Raw genomic sequence first — 11,398 nt, forward strand, 5'->3', positions numbered from 1 at the left:
AATTGACACATTTGTAATGTGTGATTTGGACGCATTTTCTCAAAACTAAAAGAACGATTGTTTATGCCACACCGACTGCTTGTGGGGATCCTATCTCTGCTTCTGGCGCTACCCTTCACTACATGGGCGCAAAACAAAACTATTACCGGTAAGGTCACCAGCGAAAAAGACGGAACAGCGCTTCCGGGCGTTTCGGTTACACCGAAGGGAGCTCCTGGTGGCACCTCCACTTCCAACGACGGAACTTTCTCCATTACTATTCCGGCAAACATCAGCATCCTTACTTTCAGTGGCGTGGGCTACGACTCAAAGGATGTGAATGTGGCCGGCGAGCTGACGGTAGACGTCAGGCTGAAGTCAACAACAGTTGACATGAATGAAGTGGTGGTGATTGGTTATGGAACGCAGCGTCGCCGCGAGGTGACCGGCGCAATCTCAAAAGTTACATCAGACAAGATCACGTCTCTTCCAACTCCCAGCTTTGAGGCTTCATTGCAGGGTAGAGCACCCGGAGTACAGGTTGTGCAGGGAAGTGGCCTGGCAGGTTCCGGATCGGTTGTACGTATCCGTGGTATCGGTTCAGTGAGCGCAGGTGGCGATCCCCTGTATGTGCTGGATGGGGTTCCGATTGTGTCCGATCCCTTCCTGAGAGGCAATAGCGGTGCTCAGAATCAGAACCCGCTGGCCACCATCAACCCAAATGATATCGAGTCCATCGAAATACTGAAAGATGCCGGTGCAGCTGGTATCTACGGTAGCCGTGGCGCCAACGGTGTGGTGCTCATCACTACCAAAAAGGGAAAGAGCGGGGCACCCCGCTTCAATTATAATAACCGTTTCGGTTTCACTACATGGGCTATGCGGCCTAAATTCCTCAGTGGCCCTGAATGGTTGCAACTCCGCCAGGAAGCCTGGGAGAATGATGGCAACACAGGCAAGGCCCCGCTTCCGGGCGGTGTCACCTGGGAACAGGCAGAGCGTACCAATACAGACTGGTGGAAAGAGCTCACACGCACTGGTTTCATCAATGAACATAATGCAAGTATGACAGCCGGCAACAAATGGCTGAAAAGTTATGTGGGTGCTTCTTATGCAAAAGATGAAAGCTATATCAAAGGCAATGCTTATGAGCGGCTGGGTGTGCGTGGAAACTTCGACTTTCAGGCCCTCAGCAACCTCAAGTTCAACCTGAACGTTTCCTGGAATAACGGTAATAACCACCGGGTACCTGCAGCATGGGCAGGTGGTCTGGGAGATGCGATGTCTACTGCCTTGCCGATCTATCCGGTTTACAACGATGATAAATCATACTGGAGAGGCGGCGCCAATCCGGTTTTCCGTCGCGATCAGACCAAATGGCGCAATACGGAGAATAAATATTTCGGAAGTGTAGGCGTGGAGTACCAACCCATCAGGGATCTGGTTATCAAAGCAACTGCTTCCGTGGATTTTACCACATCCTTTGACGATCAGTTTGAATCGGCCCTTTACATGGGCCGTACCGATGTGGCCGGCATAGCCAAGCGTTATATTTTCCATAACCTGAATAAAACAGGAACGATTACTGCCAGCTATAACTGGGCGCCAACGGACGATCATAAGTTCAACTTCCTGATCGGATCTGAATCCCAGGAGGTGACCAAAAAAGATTATAACGGAGATATCTATACGTTCACTGATAAACCCTTCTGGCAAAATAAATCTTTGTACAAACAAGTACGTGATTCCCTCAAAGGCGCTGGTATCCGCACTTTTGATGAGCGCGGCGCATGGACCTTCGTTTCATTCTTCGGCCGTATCAATTACTCCCTGAAGAACAGGTATGTGCTGCAATTACTTGCACGTGCCGACGGATCTTCCAAATTCGGCCCGAACAATAAATACGGGTTCTTCCCCGCTGCCTCTGCTGCGTGGATCATTACAGAAGAGGATTTCATGAAGGACATCGATTTTGTACGCTTCCTCAAGTTCCGCGCATCTTACGGTGTGGTAGGTAATGCGGATATCGGAGACGGTATGTATTATGCAAAGATCTCCCCGGGAGGACAACCATTCGTAGGTGGATCCACCCTCTATCCGGATAATATTGCCAACCCGGACCTCAAATGGGAAACAATGCGGAACTTCGATCTGGCCCTGGAGTTCGGCATTTGGAACAACCGGTTATCAGGTGAGATCGCTTATTACAATAAGACCACTACAGATCAGTTGCTGAATGGCGCCGTGCAGCCAAGCATCGGCTTCGACAGGTATCTGCGTAACCTGGATGGCGGCAAGATAGTGAACCAGGGTGTTGAACTGAGCCTCACAGCCAAGCTGATAGAAAAGAAAGATATTACCTGGACTGTAGGAGGTAATATCAGTAAAAACTACAATGAAGTGATCAGCCTCGGTCAGTTGACAGCAGATGCCGTTAGCGGAGGAACCAACGATACGCGTATCATTCCCGGTTATCCCGTGGGTACCAACTATCTCGCCAGGTTTGTTGGTGTTGATCCGAACGACGGTCTGCCCATCTGGCTTGATAAAACCGGAAAGACCACCAAAACTTTTTCTCTTGACCACCGCGTGCCAGTAGGCAAAGTGATCCCGGATTATGTAGGCGGGTTCAATTCAAACCTTACCTACAAAGGCTTTGATCTGGGTGTACTCTTCACATATGCTATCGGTGGTAACCTTTATGACGGTTCCGCAAAACGCCAGGACGGTATCGTAACGGACTGGAATATGCGCACCGATATCGTTGACCGCTGGCGCCAGCCCGGTGATATTGCCAAATATCCCAGGCTCACCATGAATACTTCCACTTACCCCGGACTGAGCTCTGAATGGCAATACAACTCCACCATGTTCCTGTATGATGCTGACTACCTGCGCCTGCGTGAACTCACGCTCAGTTATACCCTGCCTTCCAAAATGTTCAGCAATGGAAGGATCCGAGGTATCAAGGCATTTGTAACAGGTATGAACCTGCTCACTTTCACAAAATATCCCGGAGGTGATCCTGAAGTGGCCAGGGACTTCGAAAATCCACAGGACAGGAATATGAGCCCGAATGTAACTTATCTCACTCCGCCTCAGCAAAAGGCATTCACATTCGGCGTAAACGTGAACTTCTAATTTCAAAAGATTGTCAGTTATGAAGCATATCAATAAATATCTCGTAATACTGATCGCCCTCAGCAGCTTTACTGCCTGCAGCAAGTTTCTGGAGCGACCTCCGGCCGGTAAATTAAAAGAAGAGGAAACCCTTATCCATAGCGATAGCGTGATGGCCCTCCTCAACGGCACCTACACCACTGTTGCAGGTGATGTATTGTATGGAGGAAGGATGCAGGTGATCAAAGAACTCCTGGCAGACCACCTCTATGGAACGCTGCTCACGGAAGATAATGGCGAACTCTGGCGCCGTAAGACTTCCATCTTCGGAGCTTATAAAAATGATTTTTACAGGGAAGCATACAATGTAGTCTATAAGGCCAATAAAGTACTTGAATACCTGCAGTATGTTGATGCCGATAAAAAGTCGCGCGTGGAAGGAGAAGCAAAATTCCTCCGCGGCCTGATGTTCTTTGAAATGATCCGCCTGTTTGCGCAGCCTTATGGCAGCACAGCGGACAATTCCCACAATGGTATTGTGATCCGGCTGAAAGCTGATGCCTCGCTGCTGAACAGGTCTACCGTAAAAGAGGGATATGATCAGATTCTTACAGATCTCACTGAAGCCGCTAACCTGCTGCCTCCCAATAATGGTGAGTATCCTTCAAAATTCACTGCCCAGGCGCTTCTCGCAAAAGTGTATTTTCAGATGAACAACTTTGCCAAAGCCTATGAATTTTCCAACCTGGTGATGACGGAAGCAGAAAGGGCCGGCGCCGCATTCAGCTTTGATGCTGATCTCACCAAACGCTTTTCTCTCGCAGGAAGCAAGGAAGGCATCTTCTGGATCAAGAGCAGGCTGGGAAATATTGAACCCGGCGGAGAGCTGAGAGGAAGATTCCGCTCAGACAATAACCCCAATCCTGTAATGAAATACACGCTCCAGACAAAGTCGCTCTTCAGCAGGCCCGGCGATATCCGCGCAGACTGGCTGATACAACGTAACTCAGACTTTGCCGAGCTCACCAAATACAATCTCAACAGTTTTGACCTGCTGATCATACATGTAACCGAGATCAAGCTCATCCGTGCTGAATCTGCTGCAGAAATAGGAACGCAGCTTCCCGTAGCCAGGAAAGACCTGAATGAGATCCTGGACCGCGCAGATGTATCACAGGACCTGACCAGCGCCAATGCTGCTCTGCTGATCAGCATCGCTCGCCGTGAAAGAGAACTGGAAATGGTCGGTGAAGGCAGCCGCCTCGATGAGATCAAAAGGATCGGCGCCAGGAATGGACAGAATATCGACAGACGTGGTTCTCCCTACAACTGTAATGGATTTATCCTTCAGTTCCCTGATACGGAAAGAGCCGGTAACTCCAGTTTTATTAACAACCCCGAAGGTGGATGCTTATAAACTAACGATGTAAAAATGCATTATATGAAAACGAATCTTCTTATAATACTTGCCATCAGTGCCCTGTTTGCCAGCTGCAAACCGGAGAAGCTGCCCGGTATCGGCGATCCCGTGAATAAACTGGGAGCTGTGGAAGGGAACTGGCAACTGGATAAAGTGGTGCAGGTAGACCTGAACGCAGTGAAATATAATTTCCCTTACAAAGAGCTGGACGTTACAACTGTAGCGCCTTTCAGCCAGTTCAAGATCAATTTTACGCTCAGTAACGGAGAACCTGCAAACTTCACGACCACTCCGGGCGGATCGCCAAAAGTGATTCCGTTTGCAGACGGGAACTGGAAAGTGGATGACAAGGATACACCGCTAAAACTTAATCTCATCAAAGGTACTGATACCGTGAAGATGCAATTCGGGCCTTACAACAATCTGTCTTCAGGAACCTTGGTGATGCAACAGATCAAGAGCCTGGATGGAAAGAGCCTGTTGCGCTATGATTACTATTTCAAAAAGATCTAAACGAATTGCTATGAGAAAAATATTCTTTATCTCCGCCCTGCTACTTGCAACAAACTGGTTGCAGGCGCAATACCAGACGGTGGTATTCAAACCAACAACCTACACTGCTGAAGATGAGGTAACCTTCACCATCAGCGTGGCAGGCACTCCCCTGGCAGGCATGACCGATCTCTATCTCTGGATTTGGAGCAACGAAGGCGCCACAGGGTATACTCTTATCAATGGAGTAACCAACGGTTCATGGGGCGCATCCCTGCCTGCTGCCAAACTCACCAACAAAGGAGGCAATGTATTTGAATACAAATTCATTCCAACCGCTATGTTCGGAGTGGAGCCAGGTAAACTGAAACACTTCCAGTTCCTGGTAAAAACAGTGGACGGCAGCGCCAAGATCTCCGATAACAATTCACCGGCCTACGCCTTTGAGCCGATCATCTTCACACCTGTTGCCTTCCGCGTTTTCCCCAACAGGCTGAATGCAGGTGATGTGGCTACGGTGTATTTCCACCAGGACCTGGCACCTACAGTGGCAGAACAGCGCATGACTCCCAGAACAGTAACAGTGATGTTATATGATGAAGCTAACGCGCAGATCGGGGATACCAAAACCTGGAACCTGAAAGCTGAACCCAATAAAGTTTGGTCGTACTCTTTCATTCCGAATTTCTCCTGGACCATCCCTGCCGGTAAAACCCCGAAGAAATTTTCCTTCCGCTTTGATGGCATAGGAAAAGATGTGAATGGGAATAACGTGACCGTTACAGGAACAACAACCGAAAAATCTATTGATGCTTTACAATAAGCAGCTCACTTCAACAACTGATGTTATGAGATCAATACAAATTGCCTGCCGTTTGATCGTTTTCAGCTTGCTGCTGGCCGCCTGCCAGAAAGTTGATTTCGATAATAACCCAACAGGTGAAGGAATTGAGGTTGGTACATTCCGTATCCAGTCTCCCACCTCCTCATCTACTATTACACTGAATGCAGCCACTCCGTCCCAGCCGGTAGTGCTGAGCTGGACTGCCGCTAAACCCGGTGTGGACAAGCCTGTCACCTATAAATGGATCGCCGTACAGAAAGGGGGCGATATCAAAGACTATAAATTTGAACTGCCTGCCGATAACGATGGAAAAGCCACCACGCTCACTATCACACAGGAAAAACTGGACCTTTATCTGTTCTCCAAAGGAGTACCTGCAAACGGAACGGTAGAGCTTTCCTGGACCATCCAGGCATCCAACGGAGAAACACAGGCTAATTCTCAGGACCTGTTCTTACTCACTCTAAAAAGGTTCGGCAACGGAGCTTCTCCTTTCATTCTTTACGGACCGGAGCCAATCACAACCACGCTCACCGTGGATCCAACTTCAACCAGCAGCAAATTCAATTTCAAATGGCAGAAATCAACAGCTGCCACAGGAAGTCCTGCTGTTAAATACAAGGTGGTGTTTGCGCTGGAAGGAGGTGATCTGAATAATCCCCTGTTCTGGATCGAGTCCAATAACAGTGGCTCAGACTCCTCATTGCAGGTAACGTACAAACAACTCAGCGACTCCCTCAATGATAACGGACAAACTGATCTTTCGCTCGAAAGCAAGCTCATTTGGGGCGTACAGGCCATTTCAGGAAACTGGACGCAATTGTCTTCCGTGAGCAATGCCATGAACATCATGCGCGAAGTGCGGTTTTTTGTAGTAGGCAGTATTAATAACTGGGACATCAATGCACCCATACAGATCATTCCTGACAAAGCCCCCGGTCGCTATGCGAAAGTGTTCTATGCTTACATGTTACTGGATGATGGTGCGGCCTTCAAATTCTTCCAGACACCCGGTGACTGGGGGTCCGGTTACGGAGCTAAAGATGGATCGAATGGCGTATACAATACAGGCTTCAACCAGGGAGATAATATCAATATCGCTGATTCAGGCGTGTACCGCATCACCATTGACCTGGAAGCAAACAAGATCTATATTCAGAAAAGAAACCCCGGCACCGTAGGTGACTTCCAGGGTTGGGATCCCCCAACGTACAGTCCCGGTGTATGGCTGGCCGATAATAAATTCTCATCCATCGTTTCCGGAAACGGAGGATTCAAATTCCACGACGGTGTTGAATGGAATAACAGTGCGCCCGATAAATCACGCTGGTGGGGACAGGAAAAAGGTGGCGTTGCAGGTGTGCTGGATATAGATGGTAATGGCGATAATATCACAGCTGCCGGTGCGCCAGTGCGCGCTATCTGGGATGCCACCAATCCACAGAAACCTAAATATGAAGTGAAACCGGGTGCCGTATTCCTCATTGGTGATGCTACTGCCGGTGGATGGGACAATAACAGTCCTAACCTGCCATCACTGGTGTATCAGGGAAACGGAAAATGGAAAGGAACCAACATTGCTCTTGAAGCAAACAAGCAATGGAAATTCCTGCTGGTGAAACAATCATGGGATTACAACTATGGCGGTACGGGTGGAGATGCGGGCAGCAATCCCATGGCAGCTGGTAAGATCAAGTCCAATGGCGGTAATATCGGTGTAAGCGCCACAGGTATTTACACGGTTGAATTAGATGAGATCAACGGCACCTATAAAGTTTACTAACACACAACTCAAATAGTTTCCATTACAAAACAGGAAAGGGTGTATCAGTAACGGGGATACACCCTCTGTTTTAACAGCATGCATATGATCAGGAAAAAATTATTGCTCCTTCTTTTTATCCTCCCTGTGCTGCCTGCCCTTGCGCAGTACGTGACAGTGGAGCCTGCATTTCCGAAAGAAACAGGACAGATAGTGATCACCGTTGACTGCTCACAGGGCAATAAAGGATTGATGAGCTATGCAAACACCAATGATGTGTTCATCCACATCGGACTGATCACCAGCGCCAGCACCAATAACAGCGACTGGAAATATGCAAAGTTCACATGGGGCCAACCCAACCCTGAAGCTAAATGTGTTTCTCTCGGAAACAACAAATACCAGTACACCATCAATAACCTCCGTAGCTGGCTCGGTGTGTCTGCTGGCGAAACCATACATCGTATTGCCTTCCTCCTGCGTAATGGAACCGGATCGCAAGTGCAACGCAATGCCAATACCGGCATCGAGCAGGGCAACATGTACCTGAAGCTGTACGATAACAACCAGTACGCTCAATTCATTCTTCCACCCTCAGAACCATATTTTGAACCGGTATTGTCGCCCGTTGTAAAAACAATCGGAGACAATCTTCCCCTGAAGTTTGCCGTGAACCAGGCAAGCGCGCTGGAACTCCTGTTCAATGGAAATTCTGTTGCCACTGTTGCCAATGGCACTGAAATTATTGCCAGTCCTGCCATCACTGTGTCAGGCAACCAGGAACTGATCGCTAAATACAAGGACGGCGCAACTGATAAAACACAGACCATCACCTTCTTCGCGGCTCCGCCTGTTACCGAACAACCTCTGCCCGCCGGTGTGCGCGACGGTATCAACTACGATCCGGCTGACCCTACTTCCGTTACGCTGGTGCTCTTCGCTCCCAACAAAACAAAAGCTATTGTGCTCGGAGACTTCAATAACTGGACTGAGAATGCAGCAGCGCAAATGTTCAGAACGCCAGACGGGCAAAGGTTCTGGAAGAAGATCACCGGCCTCACTTCCGGTACTGAATACGCCTATCAGTACGAAGTAGATAACACCCTTCGTATTGCTGATCCATACACGGAAAAAGTACTGGACCCCAATAACGATCAATACATTTCCGCAGCCACCTATCCCAACCTGAAACCATACCCCACGGGTAAAACAAACGGGATTGTGAGCGTGCTGCAGACAAATGCGCCTGTTTACACCTGGCAGGTGAATAACTTCACCAAGCCGGACAAACGCAACCTGATTGTATATGAATTACTCCTGCGGGATTTTGTGGGAGCGCATGACTGGACCACTCTAAAAGACACTATTTCTTATCTCAAGCGGTTAGGTGTAAACGCTATTGAATTGTTGCCTTTCAATGAATTTGAGGGCAACCTCAGCTGGGGTTACAATCCTAGTTTTTATTTTGCCCCTGATAAATATTATGGAACGAAGAATACGCTGAAAGCCTTTATCGACGAAGCGCACAGGCAGGGCATTGCAGTGGTGATGGACATGGTGCTCAACCATTCCTTCGGGCAAAGCCCCATGGTGCAGCTCTATTGGGATGCGGCCAACAGCAGTCCATCTGCATCCAGCCCCTGGTTCAATACATCTGCCAAACATCCTTACAATGTGGGATATGATATGAACCACGAATCCGCTGCCACGCATTATTTCGTGAGCCGGGTCACTGAATTCTGGTTGAAAGAATACAAGCTCGATGGTTTCCGTTTCGATCTCTCCAAAGGCTTCACCCAAAAGAATTCCTGCACTACCGGCGGTTGCAATACAGACGCTGAAGTGCAGGCCTGGAGCAAATATGATGCATCACGCGTTGCCATCTGGAAAGGTTATTATGACACCATCATGAAACACAGTGCCGGCGCTTACGTGATCCTGGAGCATCTTTCCGAGAACAGCGAAGAGAAAGAGCTGGCCAGCTATGGCATGATGTTCTGGGGCAATATGAATTACAATTTCAACGAAGCCACCATGGGCTGGATCGCCAACTCCGATTTCAGCTATGGTCTCAGTACCGCGCGCGGATGGGATAAACAGCACCTGATCATGTACATGGAGAGTCATGATGAAGAAAGACTCATGTACAAGAATATCAATTTCGGCCGCGTGAATGGCGCTTATAATATCAAGGACCTGAACACGGCATTGAAGAGAAATGAGCTGGGAGCTGCATTCGGACTTCTCATGCCCGGGCCTAAAATGATCTGGCAGTTCGGGGAGCTGGGCTTTGATTTCAGCATCAACCGCTGTCCGGACGGCAGTATCAACGATGGCTGCCGCACAGATGCCAAGCCCATCAAATGGGATTACCAGACTGTTCCTGCCAGGAAGAACCTCTATGATGTGTATGCCCGTGTGTTGGGCCTGAGGCAACATTTCCTGTACAAGGATATTTTCCCCGGAGGTGTGCTGGATAAGGATTTCAGCGGAGGCTTCAAATGGATGAAGATCAGCACGGATACCTCTTCCCTGGTAGTGGTGGGCAACTTTGAAGTGACGCCTCAAACGGCCAGTGTGCCATTCCCCTCTGCAGGCACCTGGTATGAATATTTGGGAGGACAACCATTAATTGTTCCCGGAAACCAACAAAGTATTACCTTGCAGCCCGGCGAGTACCGGGTATACATCAACCGGAATATTGCCTCTAATCCTACCCCCGTCCCAGAGATACCTACTATTAATCAGCATTTTCGATTGGTTGTATATCCCAATCCTGTCAGCAGGGCCGGCTTCATTGAGCTTGAGATTCCCGCAGCAGGTACTGTTACGCTGAGCTTGACAAACATGTATGGACAAAGGATCGCAGACCTTTATACCGGTGTAAGGGCCAAAGGCACTCACAGGATACCACTCAGCAATACAGGGTTCGATTGGGGAAAGCTTCCGAAAGGGATGTATTTTTTACAACTTTTAATGGGTGATAAAAAATTGGTTCGTCCTTTGATGAGTGAATAATTCATTGAAGGAACGATGGGTAACGCATTCTAAACCACAATCATAATTCTGAAACAATGGGAACCGCTTTGCAGAAAACGATTCAGCAATTAAGATCTGAAAACAGGGAGTATTTCCAGATAGCCATCTCGGTGGACTGTGTGATCTTTGGGTTCGACAACAATGAATTGAAAGTATTGCTGATCAAATCAGACTTAGAGGAATTCCAGGACAAATGGTCCTTGCTCGGAGACCTCGTAAAGCCTGATGAAAACCTCGACAGCGCCTCTTATCGGGTGCTGAAAGAGCGTACAGGACTGGATGATGTGTACCTGGAACAGGTATTTACTTTCGGTGATGTAGGCCGCCACCCGGCGGGCAGGGTAATTACCACAGCGTATTACTCGCTCATCAATATCAAAGATCACCAGCTGAAGCTCGCACACAATGAGCTGCACTGGCATCCGGTGCATGATACTTCCGCCCTTGCCTTTGACCACCAGCTGATCCTCGACACCTGCCTGAAGAAATTACAGAGCAAGATCAATGAACACCCTGTTGTGTTCAATCTGCTGCCTGAGAAATTTTCGCTGCGCGAATTGCAATCACTTTACGAAGCTATTCTGGGAGTGAAAATGGACAGAAGGAATTTCCGCAAGAAATTCTTCCTCATGGGCTGGCTGGAAGATGTAAATGAGCTGGAACAGGATGTGCCGCACAGACCTGGGAAGCTCTATCGCTTCGATCCCAACTTTGCCACTAAAGTAAAATCAGACAATAAGCT

At 48.5% G+C, this 11,398-nt stretch carries 7 protein-coding genes; all 7 read left to right on the top strand.

The features are described 5' to 3' along the window. Positions 1-63: 63 nt before the first annotated feature. Positions 64-3,120, top strand: coding sequence for a SusC/RagA family TonB-linked outer membrane protein (locus ACTHMC_RS24530; protein ID WP_440417297.1), 3,057 nt, complete (start codon positions 64-66; stop codon positions 3,118-3,120). A gap of 19 nt (positions 3,121-3,139) precedes the next feature. After that, complete coding sequence (locus tag ACTHMC_RS24535) at positions 3,140-4,516, top strand: RagB/SusD family nutrient uptake outer membrane protein (protein ID WP_440417299.1); 1,377 nt, start codon at positions 3,140-3,142, stop codon at positions 4,514-4,516. A gap of 24 nt (positions 4,517-4,540) precedes the next feature. Then, on the top strand, positions 4,541-5,032 hold the full coding sequence (locus ACTHMC_RS24540; protein WP_440417301.1) for a DUF5004 domain-containing protein: 492 nt from the start codon (positions 4,541-4,543) through the stop codon (positions 5,030-5,032). A 10-nt stretch (positions 5,033-5,042) separates the two neighbouring features. Beyond that, positions 5,043-5,834: a hypothetical protein gene (locus tag ACTHMC_RS24545; RefSeq protein ID WP_440417303.1), complete on the top strand. Its 792-nt coding sequence runs from the start codon at positions 5,043-5,045 to the stop codon at positions 5,832-5,834. Positions 5,835-5,859: 25 nt separating this feature from the next. Further along, a complete protein-coding gene (locus ACTHMC_RS24550) occupies positions 5,860-7,638 on the top strand; it encodes a SusE domain-containing protein (protein WP_440417304.1) in 1,779 nt (592 codons plus the stop codon). An 84-nt stretch (positions 7,639-7,722) separates the two neighbouring features. Then, positions 7,723-10,635: an alpha-amylase family glycosyl hydrolase gene (locus tag ACTHMC_RS24555; protein ID WP_440417306.1), complete on the top strand. Its 2,913-nt coding sequence runs from the start codon at positions 7,723-7,725 to the stop codon at positions 10,633-10,635. A gap of 56 nt (positions 10,636-10,691) precedes the next feature. Continuing rightward, positions 10,692-11,398: NUDIX hydrolase (locus tag ACTHMC_RS24560; RefSeq protein WP_440417308.1), on the top strand; the 707-nt coding region annotated here is incomplete at its 3' end.

Source organism: Pseudobacter sp. (genome assembly GCF_051955275.1).
Classification (GTDB): Bacteria; Bacteroidota; Bacteroidia; order Chitinophagales; family Chitinophagaceae; genus Pseudobacter.